Source organism: uncultured Arcanobacterium sp. (assembly GCF_947253055.1).
Taxonomy (GTDB): domain Bacteria; phylum Actinomycetota; class Actinomycetes; order Actinomycetales; family Actinomycetaceae; genus Arcanobacterium_A.
Genome location: NZ_CAMXYE010000002.1, coordinates 1 through 23,904, shown reverse-complemented (window position 1 = coordinate 23,904; position 23,904 = coordinate 1). Strand labels below are relative to the sequence as shown.

Here is a 23,904-nt window from a genome sequence, read left to right as displayed (position 1 = left end):
GTACTGGTGCCACTTTTGTGTGTAATACGAAAGAAATTTTTAGATGAGAATTCCATTTTGGCAGTTTCTGTATATCTAAATGATGAGCATGGAGAAAAAGAATATTCGTAGATTATCCAGGGGAATATCGATAGTTTTTACGAAGTTAGAAGCAGAGCTGGGAGAAAAGTTTTGATAAGTTTAACGGGGGCTAGTAGGGGTGTTCTAAGGTTTTTATTTTCAGGATGAGTGATTCTACTGCCATGTAGGGTTATTTTTCGCTTCGTAAGGGTTTAGTCATTATATTATTTTCTAATATATGCAGATATAAAAGGTTAAAAACATAAAATGTAGGGATTTTATGCATTTTTTTATTATACGCTAGGACTTTACTCCTAATTTATAGTATAAATCTGCTTGTAAACGGAAAATGCTGTGTAGATAGGGTATACAAACAAGTTATTCCTTGTTTAATTTTGTAACTAGGAAGTACTATTAGTTATCGGATAATTTAACTAACGAACTGCGGACTCGATATATTTTGCGAGTTCTAGATATTTATTAAAGAGGATAAATATGGCAAATATTGAAATAACTGGAATAGAGATAGTTGAGGACAAGGAGCGGACCGCTAAGCCGCATAATCTTTTCCTTCCTTGGTTTGCATCTAATATCTCTGTGTTTGGCATGAGCTATGGAGCTTGGATTTTTGGATTTGGAATTTCTTTTCTGCAAGCTACAATCATCTCTATTATTGGAGTAATTCTCTCTTTTGCTATCTGTGGAGTAATTGCTTTAGGCGGTAAACGTGGTTCCGTGCCTACCATGGTTATGTCTCGTGCTGCATTCGGCGTAAATGGAGCAAAAATTCCTGGTGTTATTTCTTGGCTTACGTCTATTGGTTGGGAAACTTCACTGGCCATTACTGCTGTGCTTGCTACTAATACGGTATTGGCACGTTTGGGATGGGCAGGAGATGATTCCACTACGGTGAAAGTGATTGCAGCTGCTATAGTAGCTACCTTGATTGTGCTGGGAGCAGTTGCTGGTTACCACATCATTATGAAAATGCAAGCAGTACTAACTTGGGTAACTGGTATTACCACTATTATTTACGTTTTTTTGGTATTTCCGCATATAAATTTTTCGGCTCTGCTCTCACATCCATCGGGGTCTTTTGCGGCTATGTTAGGAGCTTTTGTGATGGTAATGACCGGTATGGGCCTAGGATGGGTGAATATTGCTGCTGATTGGGCGCGTTATCAGAGTCGGGAAGCAAAAGGTAGTCAAATTGTTTTCTGGAACACTTTTGGTGGTTCGCTCGGGCCAGTAGTTTTGATTAGCTTTGGTTTGATGCTGGCTGGTTCTGACGCTGAACTAGCGGAAGCAATTGGGGGTGATCCAGTGGGCGCTTTGGCTACTCTCCTGCCAACTTGGTTCCTGGTACCGTTCTTGTTAACCGCTATTCTTTCTCTGTTATCGGGAGCTATTAATGGTATTTATTCCTCTGGATTAACTTTACTTACTTTAGGAATTCGTATTCCGCGTCCCCTTGCTTCCTTAATTGATGGAGTTATTCTTACCTGCGGTACCATATACGTTACTTTCTTTTCTCCAACATTCATCGGTCCGTTCCAGTCATTCTTGGTGACTTTGGGTGTGCCACTTGCTGCGTGGACTGGCATTATGATGGCAGATATTACTTTGCGTAAGAAAGATTACGATGAGGAGTCTCTGTTTGTGTCAAGTGGTAAATATGGAAGCTATAATACGATTTCCTTGGTAATTTTAGCTATTTGCTGTTTTATTGGCTGGGGCCTAGTAGTAAATGGTTTTTCAGATGCAGAATTTAATAACTGGCAAGGTTATTTATTGCCACTCATTGGTGGGAAAGATGGTGCCTGGGGTGCCGGTAATATTGGCGTGATTCTTTCGCTGATTATCGGCTACTTGGGTTACTACGGTATTTGCGGAAAGCGTGTACGTAAGCAAGAGCAGGAGTAGGTGAAGGTTATTCTATGTTTGATGCGAGAGAAAATGCTTTAGAGTGTTGCTTTCCGTACAATTCGGAAAAAATCGCGCAAATTAATTCTAGCGTGCAGCTTATTCAAGAAAGAACACAGCGCAATCACCATGATTTATTGGTTGTGTTAGGATCTGGCTTAGTAGATGCTGTAAAGGGTTTTGGACGCGATGCAGTGGTAATTCCGGTGCGTGATTTGCCTTGGGCAAAAGAACCTGCAGCAGAAGGGCACGGAAAAGATATCGTGTCTGTGCAGGTAGAACTGGATGGGCAGCTGTACAATGTGCTGATTTGCACGGGACGAATTCATCTTTATGAGGGGTATTCACCGGAAGAGATTTGTTACTTACCGCAGATTGCCGCAATGACTGGAGTGAAAGCAGCATTTCTGACTAATGCCGGTGGTTGTCTAAATTCCTGGCATCTAGGAGAATTGATGGCGATTACGGATCATGTTAATCTTTCGGGTTCCTCGCCTTTTTCAGCTCCGGTCTTCATAGACATTATGCGACTCTGGGATCAGGAACTGACACGTAAAATAGAGAAATATGCGCAACGGCGTGGAGTATATGCAATTTTACGGGGTCCAGAATTCCAAACTTATGCAGAGTCAGTAATGATGCGTAATAACGGTATTGACATGGTGGGCATGAGTACAATTCTGGAAGCTATTGCCTTACATCAATTAGGGGTACGAGTATGCGGAGTATCTGTTACATCAGATCTTTCATTCAGTGATACTCCTACCGAACACACAGAAGTTCTACGAGCAGTACGAGAAGCAATTCCAAATGTGCAAAATTGTATCTACGAAATTCTAAAAACTATTTAAAATAAGAGGTTACAGATGATAAAAATTAGAAGAATCAGCAGTGTAGTAGGAGCCTGTGCGATGCTGAGCATGGCTTTTGCTCCTATGGCTTTGGCCGATCCCGTTAATGGTGCATCTGCAGATCCGAATTCAGCAGATGATAATATCGTGACTTTGGATTTATATAATCTAACTGATATTCATGGGCACATTGAACCGGTATTCGATAAATATACTTCAGAAGCTGGACTTTCTCATATGGCTTGCTATATTAACAAAGCTCGGAAGGCGAATCCTAACTCTCAATTTACGCTTTTAGGCGATAATATCGGAGCTTCTCCCTTTACTTCAGGTACACAGGAAGATAATCCTACAGTGGATGCTTTAAATAAGATGGGAGTTTTTGCTTCTACTATCGGTAATCATGAATTCGATAAGGGGTTAGATGTATTGAAAGCGCGTATCAAGGGAACTGATACGGCGAAGTACAGTAAGTTTAACTTCCCTTACCTTGGTGCAAATATTAAAGGTATGGAAGGTTACTTGGAAGACTATAAAATGTGGATATCGCCATCGGGAGTGAAGGTAGCTTTTATAGGTGCTATCGAGGACGATGTGGCTACTAAGTTATTCCCGGGCACAGTAGATTCCCTTACTTTCCATAAGCCGGTGCCGGTAATAAATAAATTAGCGCAAGAGCTGAAAGAGGTTGGTGGCTATGCCACGCAGGCGGATGGAAGTTTAACTACCGATAAAGTAAAAGCCGATATTGTTATCGCGATGTTTGATAACGATGTGGAGCAGTCGTATCCAAAGATGGGGAAGTATGTAGATGGTTTAATGGGTGGAGATACACATAAGCCTTACTATTTCACGAAAGTGAAAGGTGCAGATGGAAATATTCTTTCTGCGACTGCTTCCGGCTCATTTACCGACAATCTTTCTAATCTACAAATTAAATATGATAAGAAAGCTGGGAAGGTAATCGATTCCCAGGCGATACAGATTACGGCAAAAGAAGTGCAAAAATGTGGTGACGATCCAGAAGTAAAGGCCGTAGTAGATGCAGCTGTTGCCACTTCCGAGCAAATTAAGAATCGGGTGATAACTAGTGATGCTGGAGAATTTTATCGTGGAAAACAAGAAACTGTAAAAGATGGATCTGTCACGCCAGGAGAGAATCGGGGCACGGAGTCTACAGTTGGCGATTTAATCGGAGATGTTATGAAAAATTCGTTTCCGGATTTGGAGGGCAACCCGATAGATATCGGAATGGTAGTTGCCGGTGATTTGCGTGCTGATCTAGCTAGCGGTTCCGGTAAAATCACGGTGGGCGATATTTTTAAAGTGATGCCGTGGAGTAATGAGATTAGTTATGTGAAGATGACTGGTGCGAAGTTCAAGGAATTATTAGAGCAGCAGTGGAAGGAGCTAGGTGAAAAATCTACTCGTCCACTTTTGAAATTGAATTTCTCGCAGAATGTAAAGTATACCTATGATCCAGCGCGAAATCGTGGAGATCGCATCACTTCTATTTTGATAGATGGTAAACCGATTGTTGCTGATAAGCTCTATACAGTAGCGGGCAGCTCTTTCTTGATGGCTGGTGGAGATTCTTTCACAGTTTTACAGGAACCGGGTATTTCCGCTACTTTAAAAACAATTCCGAAGAAATTAGATCGGGAATGGTTTGAAGAATATTTGCAAAAGAATCCGAAGGTGCAGCCGCGGACGCATAAATCTTCTATTGGAGTAAATATTGCCGCGCAAAAAATAACTAAGGATAATGCACAGGTGAAAGTAAGTCTTCGTGGACTTTCTTTCTCGCAGGGAGCTGATCCAGTGCAGAAAGTGAAAGTGAAATTTGGAAATGCTGTACAAGAGGCGGCAGTGAATAATACATTGCAAGATGCAAATGCAGCTAATTACCAAGCTATTGTCACAGCTGATGGCGTGGGATATACCAATCAGGCAGTGACACTGGATGCAACAGGATTCTGTAGTGGGAATGCTGGGAAATCAGTGCATGTACCTCTGACCGTGGAAACTGAGAGTGGTGTCGAATTAGTGAATGCCGCTCATAACCTAGGTTTAGATGTAAGCTGTCCTTCAGTAGAGAAGCAGAAATCAAAAGCTCCTAAGGCTTTAGCGAAAACGGGAGCAAGTGATGTTGAACTAGGAATTGCAGCATTGTTAGCTGTGGCTGCAGGAGTAGCCGGCATAGGAGCAGTGCGAAACAAGCATTAAAATTATGCTAGTTTAAAGCTCTTTAGTTATTAAAAGTGGTGGCAAGTTCTTTTTGAGGCTTGCCACCATTTTTGCTAGGTGCTCGTCTTTTTTCACTATATAAAAGGGTAACTGTATAAACATATTTAACTTTCATATTGGAAGATTTAATCTTAGGCGAATAGATATTGACGTAAGTAATTTAAAAATATGTTTTAAGAGCCTTTTTACGGGGTTCTTTATATACAGATGCTCTTTATTGTAGATAATGAGCAATATGTATTTAGACTGTATTGTTCGGTAGCATGAGTGCTGCAATCAGTAGCTTAAAGAGTTATAACTTGTGTGTGAATTAGTCGCCGCTGAATGGGGCGTATTTTGGAAAGATTTGGAAGTCAGTAAAACTAAAATCTAGCTATACGATAGAAGAGAAGCCTATATTGTTATAAGGAAGGGGAGCGTCCTCTAGAGGACGCTCCCCGCTTGATTACCTATTTTTAAGGTGTATTTTAATTCTCTGTAGTTTTCGGTATCTCAGTTTCTTTGACTCCCTTTTCCACCAGATGTGGATCAGCGGAAAGTGGAGTGCGTGCCTTTGGATAGCGCTTATCTTTCTTCCACCACGGCATATTTCCTACGAAGCCATCGACCGGCGGCGTCGGGCTCTCCGGTTCGAAGCCTAGCTCTTCCGGCGTCTCCGGAATCATATCGGTGAGGAAGTACTTATCTCGATCGTCACAATGCTCGCGCACTACCTTGCGGAAGCTCTTCATCTCGAAGAAGAGGGCATTAGTGAGCGGATTGCGCCGAGTGGTGATTATCTTGTAGAGCCAGTAGATAAAGAGCGCCACATTGGAGATGAGAGCCGCTAGTGCCGCTACGATATTGGCGGTCGGATTCATAGTGGCGAAATTCGTCATATACCCTGGCGGTACCAGCAACGTGGGCAAGATATTGTTGGCGGCAATCCAGAACATCAAGGTGAAGCACCGGAACCAAATCCACTGCCCCTTTGCCCACGTGAAAGCCGGTATGGTACAGGCCAGTAAGAGGGCGAAAGTGCAGTACCAAGTGTAGTCAGCCAGCGAATTGTAGAGGAAGGCGTGATTCCACAAATCGTAAGCGATGATCCACGGCCAGAGCATATCTACCCAAATCAGCCCTTTGACCTTTTGCTTCGGGTTCGAAGTGACGAAGATCTTGCCAAGTCCGGTAATGGTGATGATGTTTAGTACGCCGGCTATGGCCGAGAGGATATTCCAGTATCCGCCGATAGTACGGAAGCCGGTGGCCGGATCGATACCTACATGCGAGGCCGCAAAGTTTTGGGCTACTGCTTGGTACCACTCTGGAGAATGCAGAGGAGCGGTGACGCCGCGCGCTTCGGGTAGACCGCCAATCATATCGGCGGCGTGGGTGGCATTTATTTGTTCCAGACAGGCGGGGTTCGCTGCACAGGAGTAATAGGTATCTGCCTGGAAGAAAATCGTGATATCACGGATATTGGCTTCCATAATATTTACGGCTAGCCCAATCCAGAGAGCTACTCCAAGCCAGATGGCGTAGCGGTGGGCCTTTACGGGATTCCGTTTACCATATACCAGCAAGAAGCCAGTCATCGTGGCGGTGAGCACCATGATGAAGTATTTTCCGAAGGGGAACCAGCCTACGATGGGGATGGCATGCTTGATTGCGTAAGGGATTAAGGCAATTCCGCCTACTGTCCAGAGGGCGAAAATCGTCCAATTCCAGCGGCGGTTTATTTCGGCAATTGCTATCTGCAAAGTGAGTACGAGTACCCAGATTAGATAGACATGCAGGGGACCTATTTCCCAAAATAGTAGAGACTGCATCGTCACTCCTGTGTAAAAAATTGTTTTTAAAAGAAATTATCTTTCAATTGGGCAAAATATTAACACAGATATGCTACTGTCGGAAGATATCTCAAAGCAAAAGAGAAAAGTTGCAAAAATTGTGGCGATTTTGGCTCTTTTGTAGCGAGAAAAAATTTTATTTCATTACGAGGATAAGGGAGTCTTCATGTCGAAGTCACTTAAAGGTGAGCTAGTTAAAGCTGCTTTAGGCGCAGGAGCTGCTGGTTTAGCAGGAATGTTCACTTTTAGCCAGCTTACTGGAAAAGCCACTAAAGCAGAGCAGGAATGGAAATATCCGGGCGACGATCTAATCGATGCCAATTATGAAAACGCATACTCCTCTACATATGCTATTACAATTGATGCTCCTGCCTATGCGGTTTGGCGTATATTTAAGCAGATCGGAGCGGAGAAAACGGGTTCTTTCAGCTCGGAATTCTTAGAGCGGACTTTTGCGCGGCTGCCGTTCTTTAATAGTTATGAAATGCAGGAAGAATTCCAGCAGCCAGATTCCATGATGCCCGGAGATATTGCTGCATTTGATTTCCACGGCATGTCGATGGAATGGGCAGATATCGTGCCTGGTAAGTACTTAGTACAGTGGGTAGATACCAAGTGCCCGCCGGCAGCTCCCGGCAGCTATGCCTTCCGTTATCCCACTATGAAACACTTTGCGGCTGCGTGGTGTTTCTATGTAATTCCGCTGAAAGATGGGCGTACGCGGCTAATTAATCACTGGCGGATTGGTTATGAGCCCGATGCTCCGCTTCCCAAAGTAATAAATTGGATAAATATTGAATTAATCGGCGGCTGCATGACTCGTCTGCAGAATATCTACGTAAAACGCGTAGCTGAATTCCGGAAGAAGGAGCAGTGGACTGGCAAGATTATGCGCGGTATATTGGGCGGGCGTTTCTTTAATTCGGAGACTCCGGCTGGCCGCTATGACGGCACTCCGCTCTTTGAAGATACCTATACGCAGTGGTTCCGCTACGGGCGGCAAAACCCGGCGGTAAAGGAAATTCGCGATCCTGTCACTGATGATCCGAATTGGCCACCGACCAGCCCAGATAGCCCTTGGGCCGACGAAGTAGATAAAGAGTACTTCGTAGGCTGGAAAGAGCCGAAATTCTCTTGGGAAGAGCAGATTCGGCAAAAGATGGAACGCACCTACTTACCTAACTGGGGTAAAGAAGAGGCAGGCGAATAAAGAATGGGAAATATAGTACCTCCTGATTATCCTACTTTTTTCTTCTTCGAACGCGGAGAATGGTGGGATTACGCCATGCTGGTATTTGTAATTGCTGCTTTGGCAGTGACGGCATGGCTAGCACAGCGTAATAAAATTGTGGCAATTATGGTCTTCATAGTTATTCCGGTGGGATTGACTATTTTCTGGTGGCCACACTCGACCGCCGGCACTAACTCGGCGGGTTGGTTCCCCATTGCGAAGCAGTACTCTGCTCTCATCGGCAGCCTCTCACTGGTAGCTTTGCAGTATTTTGGAAAGCTCCGCCGGATGCGCTGGTACCTCTGCATACCGCCGCTGCTATTGGCAGTAAATATTGCCGAAGCAGTGGTGCGCGATTTCCAGTGCTACTTCATTCATGGAGTAGACCCCTCCCAAGGCATGGTCACTTGGGGTGGGCCGTGGAATATCCTCAACGGTATTGCCGGAATAGCGAATCTACTGGCAATCGCCGGTTGGATGGGTATATTCGTGGCGAAAGATAAAAGCAAAGCCATTGTCTGGGGCGACCTCACAATTTGGTGGATTATCGCCTACGACCTGTGGAACTTCTCCTATGTATACAACTGCCTAGCTGATCGGGCTTGGTACTCCGGCGTAGCGCTGCTACTGGCTTGTACCATCCCCGCCTTTATGAAGCTTGGCCGCGGAGCATGGATTCAGTATCGCGCTTATACGCTCACCTTCTGGTCGGCAGTAGTGCTTACCTTCCCCGCATTTATGCACACCTCGATGTTCGCTCATAGAAGTGCGCATAACCCCACCGCTATGTTAATCGTGGCGATACTTTCCTTCGCCGCCAATATGGCGCTCATAATTTCCCATGTGTACCGGATTGTGAAGCTGAAGCGCAATCCTCTCCGGCAGGAAATTTACTCCGATACCCCGACTTACCAAGCTTGGGTACGCGATTTGGCCACTCCAGAAGATCAAGACCTAATTGCGGCCCGCTTGGGTAAGAGTGCAGAAGAGGCTGGATATCGCTAAATATCGCTAAATAGCACTAAATATTGCTAGATATCTTCGCTACAGAGCCTGGTACGCTCTGCTGCACTAACTATTTCCCCGCCAGCAGCTCCTCAGCTGGCGGGGAAAATTTTTCTCGCCCGGGTAGTATATAAACGTGGAAAATAAGAAGAGTAGCTTATTAGGGCCAGTGCAAATACGGGAAATAGCGCAGCGGCTGCAAATTCATCCCAGCAAAGCGCGCGGGCAAAATTTTGTGCACTCTGCTACTACTGTGCAGAAAATAGTGCGCGAAGCCGCGGTGCAGCCCGGAGAGAAGATTCTCGAAATCGGCCCCGGGCTCGGTTCTTTGACTTTGGCGCTCTTAGAGGCGGGAGCTCAGGTAGCGGCAGTAGAAATAGATGCAGCGCTCGCGCAGGAACTGCCGCGCACGGTTCAAGAATTTCAGCCCGCCGCGGTGCAGCGATTTGGAATAGTGCAGGCAGACGCGCTGGAAATAGCTGCAGCTACTGATTTACCGCGCCCGCCGGCTAGTACAGCAAAGGTATTCTTTCCCCAGAAATTAGTAGCAAATTTACCTTATAACTTAGCAGTGCCGATTTTGCTCACGCTTCTGGAAAATATCCCTTCTCTCCAAGCTGCCACGGTAATGGTGCAGGCAGAAGTGGCAGAAAGATTGACGGCGCAACCGGGTTCGCGTATCTATGGGGTACCTTCAGTGAAATCTGCCTGGTATGGCACAATGTGCCGTGGAAGTAAAATTTCCCGGCAAGTATTCTGGCCAGTCCCTAATGTGGATTCGCTCTTGGTGCATTTTCAGCGGCATAGTGAGCCGTTGCCCGGGGATCGAGCCGAAATTTTTGCCATTATAGAGGCGGCATTTTCCCAGCGGCGGAAAACTCTCCGCGCTGCATTGACGCCATGGGCTGGATCGGCTGCGCGGGCAGAAACTATTATTCGCGCGGCGGGTTTAGACCCACGCTGGCGCGGGGAAAAACTGCAAATAGCGGATTTTGCTGCTCTGGCTGCCGCATCTCACGATGAGGGGTTGTCTGGTTATTTTGATTGACAACGTATACCATTTGTACCATAATCGTCTTGAAGGGAGCTAATATATGGCAACAAGTCCTACGCAAATTCGTATAGACGCCAACGTCAAAACCGAAGTAAATAAACTCTTTAACGAACTCGGCATCGATATGTCAAGTGCCGTGAATATGTTCTTACGCCAATGCATCCTGCACCGAGGTCTTCCTTTTAAAGTAGAAGTCCCACAGTTTAATCAAAAAACTTTAGACGCAATGGAAGAAGCTAGAAGAATTTCTAGAGATTCTAGTACGCCATCGTATTCTTCTATGGAAGAGTTAAAAAAAGCGCTTTTGTCTGATTAATGTATAAAGTTAAGTTTACGAACGCTTATAAGAAAAGCTATAAGCGTATGGCTAAATGGGGAATTGACCTTTCTCTTTTAGATGAAGTGGTAGATAACCTAAGACAGGGTATTGCGCTTGATTCTAAATACAGAGACCACATTCTAAAAGGAAAATTCAACGGTTTTCATGAGTGTCACATTAAACCGGACTGGTTGCTTATTTATCTAATAGAAGACGATATTCTCACTCTCACTCTTATCGATACGGGCAGGCATGCAGACCTATTCGATATGTAAACATAAGAATTGTGTACACAAAAACGTACCCAGCTATTAAGCCCTTGATATTAAGTAAACACTCTAGACTTATGCAAATAATAGCTATTTAACTGCCACCTCCCGGCGTAATCAGCTGGTGTATTTTGCAATAATTAAATGCTAGGCCGTATAGTGCTGGGTCGTATGATAATCACTTTGCTGCACTGCGCAGTTGTAAAGTGGCACTTTCCCGATAAAATAGGGGCGTGAAATCTGTGTTTGTTTCTGCCCCGGCAAAAGTAAATCTGGCACTGCGCGTAGGTGCGCGCCGCCCAGATGGATACCACGATCTCGATACTGTCTTTGAAGCAGTAGATATCTTTGACGATTTACAGGCGGATCTCGCTCCAGATTTACGCCTAGAAATCAGCGGCCTGGGGGAGAATCTCCCAGTAGATGAGAGCAATTTAGTAATAAAAGCGGCACATCTGCTGCAAAAAGTAACTAATACTCAGCAGGGAGCTCATATAAAAGTACATAAGCGTATTCCCGTGGCCGGGGGAATGGCGGGCGGTTCGGCAGATGCCGCCGCCGCACTTTTAGCATTAAATACGCTTTGGGATTTAGAGCTATCAGATTCCCGTTTAGCGGAATTAGCTGGAGAATTAGGCTCAGATGTGCCTTTTGCTTTGCTAGGAGGAATCGCGCGGGGTACTTCCCGCGGGGAGCAGCTCGTATCTATTAATCCGGGAGCTTTGCATGGCTGGGTATTTCTCACTTCTGCTACTGGGCTTTCCACCCCCGAAGTGTTTCACTGTTTCGATGAGATGTTCCCAGCGGCAGGAGATCCTCCTGCTACCACTCAACTTTGCCAGGCGCTCACCGGCAGCAATCTTTCCGTTATAGCGCAAGAGATGGTGAACGATTTAGCAGCTCCGGCGGCGGCGCTCCGCGCGGATATTGCAGATATCTGCGCAGAATTAGCAGAATTTCCTGGTAAAACTATTCTCTCTGGCTCCGGCCCCACGATTGCGATTTTCTGCGCCGCGGAAGCGGCAGAATCTCTTGCGCAAGAAATGCAGGAAAAGTTCCCTTCTCGTACCGCTCTTGCAGCTATTGGGCCAGTAGCCGGCGCCCATATTCGCCGAGTAGAAAAATAAGAGGCCCCTTTGGCACATCTTCTCGATCTGGATAATCTCGCTATCACGCTGGGATCTCGCCCTATTCTGGCTGGCGTCAATCTTTCCCTTCAAGATGGCGACCACATTGGGGTGGTGGGGCCGAATGGCGGCGGGAAATCCACCTTGGTAAAAATGCTTACTGGCGAATTGCGTGCGGATAGCGGCCGCGTCACCCGCGCGGGCGCTACGCGAATTTCCTATTTGCACCAGCAAGATAATTTAGCAGATACGGAGCTGGCCGGGAGCGTGATTCATCCTGGAAAAGAGGTCTACGAATGGGCATCTGACCCGCGTATTCGCCGCCTACATCAGGGATTGCTGGCGGATGTGGATTTGGAGCGCCCTATTAGCACTCTTTCCGGTGGCCAGCGCCGCCGGGTGGATTTAGCGGCTACCTTAGTGAAACCCGCGGAAGTATTGGTGCTCGATGAGCCGACTAATCATTTAGATATCGAAGGCGTCACTTTTCTCGCCCACTATCTGCAGCAAGAATTTCCGCCGCATAAGGGCGCTCTCGTAGTTATTACACACGATAGATGGTTCTTAGATGCAGTTTGTAGCCGCATCTGGGAGGTGATTCCCGGAAATGACGGCGTGGGTGGCTTAAATCCGCAAGCGGGCACCGTAGCCGAGTATGAAGGGGGATATGCAGCCTATATTCTGCAGCGTGCAGAGCGAGCGCGGATTGAAAGAGTGCAGGAAGAAAAACGGCGTAATTTATTGCGCAAAGAATTGGCATGGTTGCGCCGAGGTGTGCCGGCGCGTACTGCTAAGCCGCGCTTTCGGGTGGAAGCTGCTAATGAGTTAATCGCCGAAGAACCTCCTCCGCGCGATAGCCTCGAATTGGCGAAAATGGCTACGGCGCGGTTGGGTAAAGATGTCATTGACCTGCTGGCGGTAGATTTTTCCTGGCCAGAATCTGCACAAAAAGTGCTCTCTGATGTGACTTTGCGGCTAAAGCCGGGAGAGCGCATCGGAATTTTAGGGAAAAACGGTGCCGGTAAGTCTTCGCTGCTCGGGTTGATGAATGGCACCTTGCAGCCACAGCAGGGAAAAGTGAAAATCGGGCAGACGGTAGCTTTAGCTACCCTTTCTCAGCATACGTGCGAGCTAGCAGAGGTAGAGCAGAAAAGAGTGCTTCCTGCTGTAGAAGAAGTGGCGCGCGTGGTGCGGGTGGGGAAACGGGAGCTAAAAGCTAGCCAGCTTCTCGATATGTTGGGATTTACCCGGGAACGAGCTTGGACGCCGGTGGCGGAACTTTCCGGTGGGGAGCGCCGCCGTCTCCAGCTGCTGCGTTTACTTATGCGAGAGCCGAATGTGTTGCTGCTCGACGAACCCACCAACGATTTAGATACTGATACGCTAACGGCGGTAGAGGATTTACTTGATTCTTGGCCGGGCACGCTGGTAGTGGTATCGCACGATAGGTATCTTTTAGAACGAGTGACGGATAGGCAGATAGCGGTGATTGACGGAGCGGTGCGCGATTTATCCGGCGGGGTAGATCAATATCTGCAGTTGCGAGCCGAACAGGTGGCGGCAGAAAATTTGCTGACCGCTAAATCTGCAGCTGAGGAGCATAAGATATCCGGAGAGAATAAAGCTGCGGCGGCAGATAATACTAGTGAGCAGATCACAAGCTCTGAGCAGGAACGCCGGGCTCGCAAAGCGATGGCGCGGGCGGAGCGGAAAATGCAGAAGCTGCAGCAGGAGAAAACGCAACTAGGGGAACGGCAGACGCAGTTGGCGCTCGCGGGAGAATATGCAGAATTGGCCGAGATTGGGCGGCAAATTGCGCAAGTAGAAACCGAGTTAGCGGAGCAAGAAGAAGCTTGGCTAACGGCGGCTAGCTGGGCAGAGGAAGTTAGCGGAGCTTAGGAAGCTCGTAAAGCTCAGGAAGCTCGGAAGGCTTAGGGAGTTAAAACTTAGGAAGCTCGTAAAACTTCGGTAATTTTTACGCGTTTTCCGGTGTGCAGAATCGAGCGTTCATAGATTTTGCCAGCGAGAGATGCTAAGAGCGGAATAGAAATAATTCCTAGTCCAGCGGCCAAGGTAATTTCCCAAGTGTTAATTCCTCCGTAGGCTTGCCGGGCGGGAATTAAGAAAGATGAGAAACCAGGGATATAGGAGAGAAGCTTCGTCACTATCCACTCTGGACGCGCGGGTACCAAAAACATTCCGACGTAGAAAGGAATTATGGCGCTGAAAGTAAGCGGGCTGACGACGGCGGGGAGATCTTCCTGGCGGGATACGGTGGCTGCCAGTCCTCCACTTAAAGAGGTGAATACTAAGAAGCCAATGGTTGACCAGAGGAAGAGGGAGAAAAGTATGGAGCCAATCGGTACCATCCCCAGCATTCCCGCAATTTTTAAGGACACTAAAATAGTCAGCGCGTAGAGAAGTATCTGCGTGAGCACGAAGCTGCCGATTCCCAGTATCTTTCCGAGCAATAGACGCCGTGGCGGGATAGTGCTGAGGAGAATCTCCACTATGCGGGATTGTTTTTCTTCTACGACTCCATTGGCAATAGTGCTAAGGCCAGTAATTATGCTCATAAGGAGCAGAATAGTCACACCAATTAATCTTATATATCCCACGGGGTCGTCTTTGGCCTTGGTATCATCGCTATTCGTTACTATCTCTATAGCTGGATTAGCATTGGCGAAAAGGCGTTCCTGAGCAGCGGTATCTAGAGAGAGTTGGGAAATCTGCGTGCCGGAGAGGCGCTGTTTAATCTGCTCCACCAAGTATTCATCTTTACTACCATTTTCATACTGGTAAACGCGGGGGCTTTCCGGAGTGCCCCCGAGCGCAAAGACTGATCCTTCAGCTTGCTTTATTTCTTCCTTAAGCCAAGTGGCGGGGGCGGTGCCATTGGGGAGAATCTGCGCTGCGAACACTGCATCGGCGGTGAAAGCAGCTTGATATTCTTGCATTTCCGGAGCTATCCCAATCACTGCGTGCGGAGAATCTGCTCCTGCTTCTGCTTCTGCGGCGGCGGAGTTGAGGAGAATTTTTCCGACTACTCCCGCAGCTAAAAAGAGGACGATTAAGAAAAGCGTGCCGATGATTTGCGCTTTTGAGCGCACCAGCATCATATATTCGCGTTTAATAATATGGATAAGCATTACTTTCTCCTTAAGCGGCGGAAAAACGAAGATTTTTGATTCGGCTGCGCTCCAGCGGCGGGGGCGGGATTATTTTCCGGCACCACATTGGCAAATAGCTCATTGAGATGTTGGCGGTGTGGAGCGAAACTGTGTACTGCACCCGCCTCTAAGGAAAGGTGGAGAAGTTCTTGGTCAGTTATCGCGGCGGGAAGAGTGACGCGTAGTATCCCATCGGAAAGCTGTGCCACTTCGGTTATTCCGTGCCCCGGCAGGGCGGCAGTTAGCGCCGCGGGATCGCTGACAGCAATATCGTAAATTGCCTTTTCCCCACTGCGGAGTTCTTCGACCGTGCCGGAGGCTACTATCTTTCCAGCCGTGCAAATTCCTACTCGGTCGCAAATCCGCTCCACTAAATCTAGCTGGTGGGAAGAAAAAATTACGGTAGCTCCGCCGGCGGCTTTCTCCTTCAGCACTCGCGTCATTTCCATCACTGCTAGTGGGTCTAGGCCGGAAAAAGGCTCGTCGAGCACTAAAATTTGTGGATCGTGTGTGAGCGCGGCAGCTAGTTGTACCCGCTGCTGATTACCTAAAGAGAGCGCTTGCACCTGGTCGTTCCAGCGCCCCGCCACTCCGAGCCGCTCTAGCCAATAGTGAGCGGCAGCAGTGGCAGCTTTTTTATCGAGTCCGTGCAAGAGTGCGAGATAGGTAATTTGCTCGCCTACTTTCATGCGGGGATAGAGCCCGCGTTCTTCTGGCATGTAGCCAAAATTTTGCCGCTGGGAAAAAGTAATTTCTTTTCCACCTAAGCAAGCGGTGCCGCTATCGGCTTGTAGTACGCCCAAGATGATGCGCATAGTGGTGGTTTTTCCTGCTCCGTTTGCTCCTACGAAGCCAAATAATTCTCCGCTCTGGGCGGTAAAACTCATTCCTTTTAGGGCCTGTACTTTTCCGAAAGATTTATGTAAATCATTTACGGTAAGCGTATTGGCAGTATCCATTTTCTGCCTTTCTACAGTTAGCGTGCACTAGTCATCATCCACTTTAACGGATAAGGGGGGGGAGAAAAATATAAGCGGAGAGTGGGAGGGCTCACAGCAGTTCAGATAGGGCGATTCACCCCACATATTTACGAAAAATAAATATTTAATTGGCAATGCGCCAACCGAGATGGCAGAATGTCTAGAGTATTCCGCCATGGTGTAATGGCAGCACGCGGGTCTTTGGAACCCTCAGTCTAGGTTCGAGTCCTAGTGGCGGAGCGAAGCCGCCGAGCAGCTTTACAGGAGGGGTTGTGGCAGCAGAAAATTCGCTTAGCGCAGCAATTATATTAGCTGCCGGCAAAGGTACCCGCATTAAATCTCAAACTCCAAAAGTGCTGCTAGAGATGTGTGGGCGGAGTTTGCTTGGGCATGCATATGCGGCAGTGGCCGGCTTAAATCCAGATTTTTGCGTATTTGTGGTGCGCCACGAAAAAGAAAAAGTAGCTGCTCATATAGCGGAAATTGCTCCGCAGGGAATAATTGCAGAGCAAGATGCCGTAAAAGGTACGGGGCGCGCTGCCTGGTGTGGTATGCAAGCATTGGCCGCAGATTTACAGGGGCCAGTGCTAATTCTGGCGGGTGATTCGCCGATGTTCAGCACCGAAGCCTTGGCGGAGTTGCTCGCTGCGCACAACGGGAAAGCCGTCACGGTGCTCTCTACCGTGGTAGAAAATCCGCACGGTTACGGGCGAATTCTGCGGGAAGCGGGAGAAATAGTGGGCATCGTCGAGGAAAAAGATGCCACGGTGGAGCAGAAAGAAATCTGCGAGATAGCTACTTCTACATATGTATTTGACGCTGCATTCCTGCGAGAGGCGCTAGCTACTTTAGGTACTGATAATGCGCAAGGAGAAATGTACTTGACGGATGTGGTAGCGCGGGCAGCTGCGAGTGGGTGTGGCGTCGGCTCCTATGTATTGGCCGATTCAGTGCAGGCCGAAGGTGTAAACGATTTAGTGCAGCTAGCTGGTTTACGGAAAGAGAAAAATGCGCGCATTCTCGATAAGTGGATGCGCTCGGGAGTATCGATAGTAGATCCGCTTTCTACTTGGATAGATGTGCAGGTGCAGCTAGCGCCTGATGTACGCATTGAACCAAATACGATTTTACGTGGAAATACGCAAGTGGCAGAGTTTAGCCGGTTAGGGCCGAGTAGCGATTTGCGTAATGTGCAAGTGGGAGCTTATTGCCACCTTCCCTACACCGTAGCGGATACGGTAGAAGTTCCCCCGCACACCCAGGTAAATCCTTTTACGGTCTTATCTTCGAAAAGGCCAATAATAAAAGGACAAACAGAGTAGGCTGGAGTAGGCCGCTCTGAGTGCGGCTTACTGATTCGTAACATCAGAACGAGGAGTAATACGCGCTATGACGGGATTGCATACCAACGGTAGAAAGCATCTGGTATTGGCTACCGGGCGAGCTCATCCAGAATTGGCAGCACAGGTGGCGCAAGAATTAGGAATAGACCTGCTTCCCGTCACCACTTATGATTTTGCAAATTCCGAAATTTATGTGCGTTTCGATGAATCGGTACGCGGTACTGACGTCTTTATTATGCAGTCGATAACCGATCCGGTGAATAAGTGGATTGTGGAGGCGCTTATTATGGTGGACGCCGCCAAGCGCGCTTCTGCAAAGCGAATTACCGTGGTGCTTCCCTCCTATCCCTATGCTCGGCAAGATAAAAAGCATAAAGGGCGGGAACCAATATCGGCGCGCCTTATGGCTAATCTCTTTAAGACGGCAGGTGCGAATCGGATTATGTCGGTAGATTTGCACGCAGCACAGACGCAGGGCTTCTTCGACGGTCCGGTGGATCACCTTTGGGCGATGCCTACCTTGGTGGAATATGTGCGCACGCGGATAGATATTAAAAATGCGGTAATCGTATCTCCGGATGCTGGGCGCATAAAGGTGGCTGAGCAGTGGGGGAAGCGGCTCGGCGGAGTGCCTTTGGCCTTTGTGCACAAGACTCGAGATATTTCGCGCCCCAACCAAGCAGTCGCCAATCGAGTAGTGGGCGATGTGAATGGGCGTACCGCGGTAATAGTAGACGATTTAATCGATACTGCCGGCACAATTGAAGGAGCTGTGGGGGTAGTCCTAGCAGCAGGGGCGAAAGATGTAATCGTAGCGGCTACGCACGGGGTACTTTCTCATCCAGCTTCGCGCCGGCTTGCCGAATGTGGAGTGCGCGAAGTGATAGTCACCGATACTTTACCTATTGGAGTAGATAAGCGCTTTGCCCAGCTAACTATTTTGCGCATCGCTCCGGTGCTGGCCAATGCAATAAAAGAAGTCTTTAACGACGGTTCCGTCACTTCCCTTTTTGACGGCGCTTTCTAGGGTGAGCTGCTGGCAGTTTGATTTGACGCGGGAGACATATTTGACGCTGGGCGCTGGGCGTTGGGCGCATAGAAACTACGTAGAAATGTGAGCTTTTCCGGCGCGCTTTCTTTTTGGCGTGAGGAGCCGTAGAATTTTTACTGCCTCGGCGAGGGATAGCGAAATAGCTTTCCGTGATCGACGCGGCGGGTCTGCCCTTCTCATAAGATCAGGCCTCCGCAGTGAGGCGTCTGTAAAGTACTATGAAGGAGCAAAAATGGCAGACGTAGTTTGTGCAAGCACTCGCACTGAATTTGGCAAAGGTGCTTCGCGCCGCTTGCGTGCCGCCGGGCGTACCCCGGCTGTAGTATACGGATTTGGTGAAGCCCCCGCGCATATTCATTTTGATGCGCATGATATTTTCCTCGAAGTGCGGGGCAATGCAAATGCGCTAATTAAAATTGAATTAGATGGTAAAGAGCAGTTGGCGCTGGTGAAAGATATTCAGCGTAACCCACTTTCGCGCATTATTGAGCACATCGATTTGCTGCGCGTAAAGGCAGATCAGAAGGTGGAAGTGGAAGTTCCGGTAGTGGTAGAGGGAGAGCCTTTTGGCGCTGCTATCGCTACGGTGGATTTACTGAATGTATTGCTAATGGCTCCGGCCACGGCTATTCCCGAAGCTATTACCATCAATGTGGAGGGAGCCGAAGATGGCACCGTCATCCGCCTCGCCGATGTGGAATTCCCCGCCAATGTGGAAGCGATGGAAGATCCCGATACTACGGTAGTGACTATTGCTGTACCGGCTGCGGAAGAGTTGCCCGCTGCAGAAGAAGCTACTGAAGAAGCGGCGGAAGAACCAGCAGCAGAAGAAGCTGCAGAGTAAGAGAAACTGAAAAATTTAACTTTGGGGGTTAATCGGAAGATTGACCCCCAAAGTTGAAATAGCGAAAAGAAAATAGGCAAAAAGAGGTGTAGGTGTATATCGCAGTAGGCCTGGGGAATCCAGGTGAGCAATACGAACTCACGCGGCACAATATCGGGCACATGGTGATTGAAGAATTAGTGCGCCGCGCCGGCGCGAATCTCACCCTGCAGCGCCCCACTTCTACCCGGAATGCTTCGGTGCGTTTAGGAGCCGCGCCCGGCTGCGCAGGAGTGCCAGTGCTCTACGCCGTCACTACTTCTTTTATGAACATATCGGGCGGGCCGGTAAAATCTTTGCTCAGCTATTTTTCGGAAAAGTCGGAAAATTTGTTGGTGATTCACGACGATTTAGATCTGGCTTTCGGGCGGCTGCGCTTAAAACGAGGCGGTGGCAGCGGCGGTCATAATGGTCTGAAATCGATTACGCAGTCGCTGGGAGAAAAAAACTATATGCGGCTGCGCTTTGGAATCGGTCGCCCGCCCGGGCGCCAGGATCCGGCAGATTACGTATTAGGAAAATTCTCTCGCGCGGAGCAAGCAGAGCTAGATTTGCTTATTTCTGAGGCTGCAGATGCAGTGGAAGATGTATTTCGCGCTGGTTTAGAGGCGGCGCAGCTGCGCCTCCATACCGCGCAGTGAGATAATAGTGGCTGGCGCAGTTAATAAAATAGCAACTTGCTCGCTAGTTAGTAAGATATAGGCAGTTCGAGCAGATAAAAATCGGCAGAGAAGAGCAAATTGGCAGAGAGTGGCAAATGATTTTAACTCCGCTTTTACAATTCTTAGCGCCGGCTGAACTTTTAGAAAATGCGGCAGCTGCTCCGGCGCAAATAGGTATGCCGCGGGGTGCCTTTCCGGCAGTAATAGCTAAACTGGCGGCCGCTGAAAACACTGCTGAAAATAGCGCCGAGCCTAACGCCGAAACTAGCGCCGAGCCTAACGCCGAAACTAGCGCCGAGCCTCCCTTACAGGTAGTAATTACTCCAGCTGAGTATGAAGCAGAAGAATTGAAGACCGCTCTAAGTGCCTATTTACCTCCGGCGGCAATCGATATTTTTCCAGCTTGGGAGACACTCCCCCACGAGCGGCTCTCTCCGCGCGCCGATACGGTGGCGCGCCGTTTGCGCCTATTGCGCCGGCTGGCCCATCCCGAAGAATTTCCGCCGCTGCGCGTATTGATTATGCCGGTGCGGGCGCTGTTGCAGCCGATTGCGGCGGGGCTGGGGCAGATGCACCCGCTGCGGCTAAAAATTGGCGATCACTGCGATTTAGGCCAGCTGCAGGAAGATCTAGTGAATGCGGCTTATACACATGTAGATATGGTGGAAGAGCGCGGGCAATTCGCCGTTCGCGGTGGTATTATCGATATCTTTCCGCCGGCGGAAGCACATCCGCTGCGAATAGATTTTTTTGGCGACGAAGTAGAAGATATTAGGAGCTTTTCCGTAAGTGATCAGCGTTCTTTAGAGCAAGTAGCAGAGCTATATGCCCCGCCCTGCCGAGAAATTTTACTTACCGACGAGGTGCGCTCGCGTGCGGCACAGGCAATGGAAAAATTGCCGGGTGCGGTAGATATGCTAGATAAAATCGCCTCGGGAATCGCCGTCGAAGGGATGGAATCACTGCTGGCGGTGCTCACGGATAAATTAATTTCCGTAGTAGCAGAGCTGCCAGCGGACAGCCGGATTTTAGTGCTAGAGCCAGAGCGCACGGCGGGACACGCGCAGTCACTTCTAGATACCACAGCGGAATTTTTGACTGCTGCGTGGGCGGCGGCAGCTGCCGGCGGAGAACTCCCTATAGAGGTAGATAACGCCTCTTTTTGGACTTTAGAAAAAGTAGAGGAGTTGGCACAGCAGCGTCACTTGGCGTGGTGGGAGCTAGGAGGGCTCGCGGGAGCGGCTCTCAATCAATTGGCACTGCGCGAAGTAAAGAATTTTTCGGGAAAAGTGGAGGCTGCTTTTCAAGAATTACGAGAAAAAACGCGCGCGCAGTGGCAGATAGTGCTGAGTGTAGAGAGCAAAGGTCTGGGGAAGCGGCTATTCGAGCAGCTGGCCGAAGCAGAGATTCCGGCGCGCCTAGAAAAAGATTTAGGAGAAATAACTCCCGGAATAGTACATATCGTGCTGGCTCCCGGGCACACCGGCTGGGTGGCGGAAACGAATCGTTTTGCCCTTATCACGGGGGATGATTTAATTTCCCGCTTCCGCGATAGAAAAACTGGCCGGCGGGCTCTGCCGGCGCGGCGGAAAAAATCGGTAGATCCGCTCACCCTGCATCCGGGAGATTATGTGGTGCATGAGTATCACGGCGTCGGACAATTCCAAAAATTAGTGAAGCGGGCAATCGGCGGTGACGGACCTTTGCGAGAATATGTGGTGTTGGAATACGCTGCTTCTACGCGAGGTGGGCCGCGCGATCAACTGTGGGTTCCCACTAATCAGCTGGATTTGGTGAGTAAGTATACCGGTGGGGAAAAGCCCAAGCTCAGTAAAATGGGCGGCACGGATTGGAAGAAGACGAAGGCGCGCGCGAAAGCGGCCGTGCGAGAAATAGCTAAAGAGTTGATTCGCCTTTATGCGCAGCGGCGTGCCACGCGTGGCTACGCTTTCAGCCCCGATACTCCTTGGCAGCAAGAACTAGAAGAGGCCTTTGAATTCGTAGAAACTCCCGATCAGTTGCAGGCGATTGAAGAAGTAAAGCGAGATATGGAATCTCTTGAGCCGATGGATAGGCTCATATCTGGAGATGTGGGGTACGGCAAGACGGAAATTGCTGTGCGCGCTGCTTTTAAAGCCGTACAAGACGGTAAACAGGTGGCTATATTGGTGCCCACCACTCTGTTGGTGCAGCAGCATTTAGAAACTTTCCGGGAGCGCTATGCGGGATTCCCCTTGCACGTAGAAGCCCTTTCACGTTTTCAAAGTGAAAAAGAAAGTGCCGAAATAAAGGCTGGTCTGCACAGTGGAAAAGTAGATGTGGTGATAGGTACCCATAAGTTACTTACGGGAGATGTGCGTTTTAAGGATTTGGGATTGGTGATTATTGACGAAGAGCAGCGTTTCGGGGTAGAGCATAAAGAGACCCTGCAGCAGCTCTATCCGGCGGTAGACGTCTTGGCAATGTCAGCCACTCCGATTCCGCGCACTTTGGAAATGGCCGTCACTGGAATTCGGCAAATGTCTACTTTGGCCACCCCACCGGAAGAGCGCCATCCCATTTTGACTTATGTGGGAGTGCAAGATTTTAAGCAAATAAAAGCAGCGATTCGGCGGGAGCTACTGCGTTCGGGGCAAGTGTTCTATATTCACAACCGGGTGCAGAGTATTAATAAGACGGCGAGTAAATTGGCGGAGCTGATTCCCGAGGCGCGTATCGGAGTGGCACACGGGAAAATGAGCGAGTATCAGCTGGAAGAAGTGATTCAAAAGTTTTGGTACAAAGAAATTGACGTGCTGGTGTGCACCACTATTGTGGAAACAGGTTTAGATATCTCCAATGCCAATACTCTCATCGTAGAAAACGCTCATAAATTTGGGCTTTCGCAGTTGCATCAGCTGCGGGGGCGCGTGGGAAGAGGAAGAGAAAGAGCTTATGCTTATTTCCTCTATCCGCCGGATACCTCTCTGACGGAGACTTCTTTAGAAAGATTGCGCACTATTGCCACCCATACGGAACTAGGCGCCGGATTCCAGGTAGCGCTAAAAGATTTAGAGATTCGGGGTGCGGGCAATTTATTGGGAGGTCAGCAGTCGGGGCATATTGCCGGCGTCGGTTTCGATCTCTATATTCGTTTAGTTTCCGAAGCAGTAGCGCAACTTACTGGGCAGAAAAAAGCGGCGGCGGTGGAGCGCGATATTCGAATCGAGCTGCCGGTAGAAGCCTATGTGCCGGAAAGCTGGGTAGCGGCGGAGCGATTGCGGCTGGAAATCTATAGCAAAATTGCCCATACGGATAGTGCTGCAGCGCGCGAAAATGTGCGCGAAGAGCTAGAGGATCGATACGGAGCATTGCCATTGGCAGTGCAGCGGCTTTTTTCCTTGGTGGAGCTGCGCGAATTAGCGAAAGAAGCCGGAGTGGAAGAAATTGCCTTGCGCGGCAATAATTTGCGCTTCGCGCCCATAGTCTTAAGTGATTTTCGCCAGGCACGTTTAAAGCGGCTCTACCCTAAGGCAATAGTGAAGACGGCAGTGCGGGTAGTGCTAGTGCCGCTCCCCGAGGTGCGCGAATTAGATGCGGAGCCGCACCTTTTTGAAAATGAAGAAATAATGGATTACGCTGCCCAGTTTTTACATGCGATATTAATAGCAGAATAGGGAGCACTAGGTTGCGAACTAGGGAGCGCGCGGCTGCAGCAAAATAAGCAACTAGGTGGGCGCAGAGTGTGGGAACTAGAACATTACTGCGCAAAAGACCGCTAGAGATACCAATTTTTTCTATTTAGTAGGATAATAGAATATAGCTGTGTAGCGCAGAAGCGCGAGGAGCCGCTAGTGGCTCTGCTGCCCCGCCGGGGTGGTAAGCAGCTTGGTTGTGTCCACCTACTTTAAGGAGTCC

The 23,904-nt window shown here is 48.8% G+C and carries 18 protein-coding genes and 1 tRNA gene; 16 read left to right on the top strand and 3 right to left on the bottom strand.

All coding sequences use genetic code 11. The features are described 5' to 3' along the window. Positions 1-555: 555 nt before the first annotated feature. Genes Q0X35_RS00365 through Q0X35_RS00355 form a run of 3 tightly spaced genes read left to right on the top strand, consistent with a single transcriptional unit; the run spans position 556 to position 5,060 of the window. Positions 556-1,983, top strand: a complete 1,428-nt coding sequence (locus tag Q0X35_RS00365) for a cytosine permease (protein ID WP_297564314.1) — start codon at positions 556-558, stop codon at positions 1,981-1,983. A 14-nt stretch (positions 1,984-1,997) separates the two neighbouring features. Beyond that, positions 1,998-2,834: a purine-nucleoside phosphorylase gene (locus tag Q0X35_RS00360; protein WP_297564311.1), complete on the top strand. Its 837-nt coding sequence runs from the start codon at positions 1,998-2,000 to the stop codon at positions 2,832-2,834. Between the two features lie 15 nt (positions 2,835-2,849). Continuing rightward, positions 2,850-5,060, top strand: a complete 2,211-nt coding sequence (locus Q0X35_RS00355; protein ID WP_297564309.1) for a bifunctional UDP-sugar hydrolase/5'-nucleotidase — start codon at positions 2,850-2,852, stop codon at positions 5,058-5,060. Between the two features lie 488 nt (positions 5,061-5,548). On the opposite strand, the gene Q0X35_RS00350 is transcribed toward Q0X35_RS00355, so the two are convergent. Then, complete coding sequence (locus Q0X35_RS00350; RefSeq protein WP_297564306.1) at positions 5,549-6,892, bottom strand: DUF5692 family protein; 1,344 nt, start codon at positions 6,890-6,892, stop codon at positions 5,549-5,551. 187 nt (positions 6,893-7,079) lie between these two features. Between Q0X35_RS00350 and Q0X35_RS00345 the strand changes: the two genes are divergently transcribed. From Q0X35_RS00345 to Q0X35_RS00315, 7 genes are all read left to right on the top strand, one after another. Continuing rightward, entirely contained in the window at positions 7,080-8,123 is a 1,044-nt protein-coding gene (locus tag Q0X35_RS00345) for a hypothetical protein (RefSeq protein ID WP_297564303.1), read from the top strand. Positions 8,124-8,126: 3 nt separating this feature from the next. After that, positions 8,127-9,149 (top strand): DUF5692 family protein, encoded by a 1,023-nt coding sequence (locus Q0X35_RS00340; protein WP_297564302.1) that lies wholly within the window; start codon positions 8,127-8,129, stop codon positions 9,147-9,149. 136 nt (positions 9,150-9,285) lie between these two features. After that, positions 9,286-10,197 (top strand): 16S rRNA (adenine(1518)-N(6)/adenine(1519)-N(6))-dimethyltransferase RsmA, encoded by a 912-nt coding sequence (gene rsmA, locus Q0X35_RS00335; RefSeq protein WP_297564301.1) that lies wholly within the window; start codon positions 9,286-9,288, stop codon positions 10,195-10,197. A 46-nt stretch (positions 10,198-10,243) separates the two neighbouring features. Continuing rightward, positions 10,244-10,519 (top strand): type II toxin-antitoxin system RelB/DinJ family antitoxin, encoded by a 276-nt coding sequence (locus tag Q0X35_RS00330; RefSeq protein WP_297564299.1) that lies wholly within the window; start codon positions 10,244-10,246, stop codon positions 10,517-10,519. Then, on the top strand, positions 10,519-10,797 hold the full coding sequence (locus Q0X35_RS00325) for a type II toxin-antitoxin system YafQ family toxin (RefSeq protein ID WP_297564298.1): 279 nt from the start codon (positions 10,519-10,521) through the stop codon (positions 10,795-10,797). The genes Q0X35_RS00330 and Q0X35_RS00325 overlap by 1 nt, the downstream gene beginning before the upstream one ends. 227 nt (positions 10,798-11,024) lie before the next feature. Beyond that, a complete protein-coding gene (locus tag Q0X35_RS00320; protein WP_297564295.1) occupies positions 11,025-11,918 on the top strand; it encodes a 4-(cytidine 5'-diphospho)-2-C-methyl-D-erythritol kinase in 894 nt (297 codons plus the stop codon). Positions 11,919-11,927: 9 nt separating this feature from the next. After that, a complete protein-coding gene (locus Q0X35_RS00315; protein ID WP_297564293.1) occupies positions 11,928-13,817 on the top strand; it encodes an ABC-F family ATP-binding cassette domain-containing protein in 1,890 nt (629 codons plus the stop codon). Positions 13,818-13,864: 47 nt separating this feature from the next. On the opposite strand, the gene Q0X35_RS00310 is transcribed toward Q0X35_RS00315, so the two are convergent. Then, on the bottom strand, positions 13,865-15,067 hold the full coding sequence (locus tag Q0X35_RS00310) for an ABC transporter permease (RefSeq protein WP_297564292.1): 1,203 nt from the start codon (positions 15,065-15,067) through the stop codon (positions 13,865-13,867). Next, entirely contained in the window at positions 15,067-16,047 is a 981-nt protein-coding gene (locus tag Q0X35_RS00305; protein WP_297564291.1) for an ABC transporter ATP-binding protein, read from the bottom strand. Before Q0X35_RS00305 ends, Q0X35_RS00310 begins: the two co-directional genes overlap by 1 nt. A 190-nt stretch (positions 16,048-16,237) precedes the next feature. On the opposite strand from Q0X35_RS00305, the gene Q0X35_RS00300 reads away from it, so the two are divergent. From Q0X35_RS00300 to mfd, 6 genes are all read left to right on the top strand, one after another. Further along, a tRNA-Gln gene (locus tag Q0X35_RS00300) sits at positions 16,238-16,308 on the top strand. 32 nt (positions 16,309-16,340) lie between these two features. Beyond that, positions 16,341-17,390: an NTP transferase domain-containing protein gene (locus tag Q0X35_RS00295; protein WP_297564289.1), complete on the top strand. Its 1,050-nt coding sequence runs from the start codon at positions 16,341-16,343 to the stop codon at positions 17,388-17,390. Between the two features lie 67 nt (positions 17,391-17,457). After that, positions 17,458-18,438, top strand: a complete 981-nt coding sequence (locus Q0X35_RS00290) for a ribose-phosphate diphosphokinase (RefSeq protein WP_297564287.1) — start codon at positions 17,458-17,460, stop codon at positions 18,436-18,438. Positions 18,439-18,694: 256 nt separating this feature from the next. Continuing rightward, positions 18,695-19,306, top strand: coding sequence for a 50S ribosomal protein L25/general stress protein Ctc (locus tag Q0X35_RS00285; protein ID WP_297564285.1), 612 nt, complete (start codon positions 18,695-18,697; stop codon positions 19,304-19,306). A gap of 92 nt (positions 19,307-19,398) precedes the next feature. Beyond that, positions 19,399-19,986, top strand: coding sequence for an aminoacyl-tRNA hydrolase (pth, locus tag Q0X35_RS00280; protein ID WP_297564284.1), 588 nt, complete (start codon positions 19,399-19,401; stop codon positions 19,984-19,986). Between the two features lie 116 nt (positions 19,987-20,102). Then, entirely contained in the window at positions 20,103-23,663 is a 3,561-nt protein-coding gene (mfd, locus tag Q0X35_RS00275) for a transcription-repair coupling factor (RefSeq protein ID WP_297564283.1), read from the top strand. Positions 23,664-23,904 lie beyond the last annotated feature (241 nt).